The sequence below is a fragment of the Novipirellula herctigrandis genome, from assembly GCA_007859835.1.
Classification (GTDB): Bacteria; Planctomycetota; Planctomycetia; order Pirellulales; family Pirellulaceae; genus Novipirellula_A; species Novipirellula_A herctigrandis.
This window is the reverse complement of record SJPJ01000001.1, coordinates 40,556-42,070: the sequence shown is the minus strand read 5'-3', so window position 1 is coordinate 42,070 and position 1,515 is coordinate 40,556. Positions and strand designations below refer to the sequence as shown.

Below are 1,515 nucleotides of genomic sequence, written 5' to 3'. Positions count from 1 at the left end.
TCGGGTATATCGTTCACCGGCATCAGTCGCAAGCCAGTGTTGTGACGCCAAGGCCCAACACCAGCATACCGATCGTCGTTAGTCGGATAACGGTGGTGATCAGCGGGGACGGGCGAAAGACTTGCAAGCAGACGAGAAAACGGACCACCCGTCCTCCGTTGCATCACATGGTTATCGCACGGATTTGGGTTAAACGCCGATCGCGTCACCATGATGTATCAATCGACCGAGCACCGTCCGTTTAGCCTTCGGCCCCTTCGGTGACGGTTGTCCGTTCCCTAGCAGTATCAGTTTAACGAGGTCCCAATTTAAAAGCAACAAACGACGTTGTCGGACCAAACGATTGCCAGCGGATCATCGACAGCGCCCCCATAGCAGAACATCAATCGCCCGGAGTGTGATAACGGTGGTGATCAGCGGGGACGGGCCGAAAGACTTGCAAGCAGACGAGAAAACGGAACACCCGTCCTCCGTTGCATCACATGGTTATCCCTCGGTTTTGGTTCGTATGGAATCAGAGGTGGAGTTTGCGTCATCGCGGGAAAGAACCGCACGCACAAACGTCCCAACGGCGGCGGCAAGGTATGATGGAACGATCAGAAGCATGGAAACAGCGGGAGCAAATAGTGCAGTCGAATACCCAACCGCGAGATCAGCGGGTTTTGGGGTCGTCCAACTCATGCCGATGACGGAGTAGACGTTTATCATCCCTTGAACCGCAGCGAATATGCCGATCACCAGCGGAGCGTGCACGAAAAGCAGTATTGAAGCGGCGGCCATTGGCCCACGTCCGCGAAAGAGCAAAATAAGCACGCACAAGAATCCAAGCAGCGCCGAAAGCGGAAGCAAGATAATATAGATCGGTCCGAGTGAAGATATTGCCCAACTGAGAAGCGATTGCTGCACGGGGTCAGTGTCGTTCATTTGGCTATGGCTGGCTAGATTGCGAAGTAGTGTGGGATTTGAACTGGATAACGGCCGCCATCACCGAGGACGGCCAATGTGGTTTCCATTGTAAAACGTCTCATGCCGTCCTTCGTGTGAATGGCATGGTTATCGCCAATCAGCGTAAGTCCGTCGGCGTTAGATCTCAAGTGATTCCTAGTCCTGGTGGTGACTAACAGCGAAAGTCTGGAACAATGCCTGAATTCGATCAGCCGAAAAACTTCCGCGATCACCGCGACAAAACGAAAATGCAAATCGTTGCGCAAGCTAGGTAAGTCGCATCAGTGACGAGAAGCAATTTCATGAGACGCCGATGTTCAACGTTGCGCATAAGCACAGACCGTGCAATACGATCCATCTCATCGCTTCGATCAACGAAGAGCCCGAAGGTGTGGCAAAGTATCATGGCGGTGTGTCCAATCGCAAGTGCCGCGGTAATCGCGATTGCAATTACGAACGCGATTCGTAAACCAGGCCAATCAGGCAGCGATACACAAATAGGTATGGCTAGAAAACCCAGGATCGGAAGTCTCCAAAACGCTAGATTCTCATTCACGGTCTCATCCGAGT

At 52.7% G+C, this 1,515-nt stretch carries 2 protein-coding genes; both read right to left on the bottom strand.

Going from position 1 to position 1,515, the window contains the following annotated elements; genetic code table 11:
• Positions 1-486: 486 nt before the first annotated feature.
• Positions 487-924: a hypothetical protein gene (locus CA13_RS00175; RefSeq protein ID WP_419193741.1), complete on the bottom strand. Its 438-nt coding sequence runs from the start codon at positions 922-924 to the stop codon at positions 487-489.
• Positions 925-1,174: 250 nt separating this feature from the next.
• On the bottom strand, positions 1,175-1,515 hold a 341-nt coding region (locus tag CA13_RS34410), incomplete at its 5' end, for a hypothetical protein (protein ID WP_419193740.1).

Coding starts and splice junctions, on each gene's coding strand:
- CA13_RS00175 (WP_419193741.1), bottom strand. CDS start 924: ATGAACGACACTGACCCCGTGCAGCAATCGCTTCTCAGTTGGGCAATA.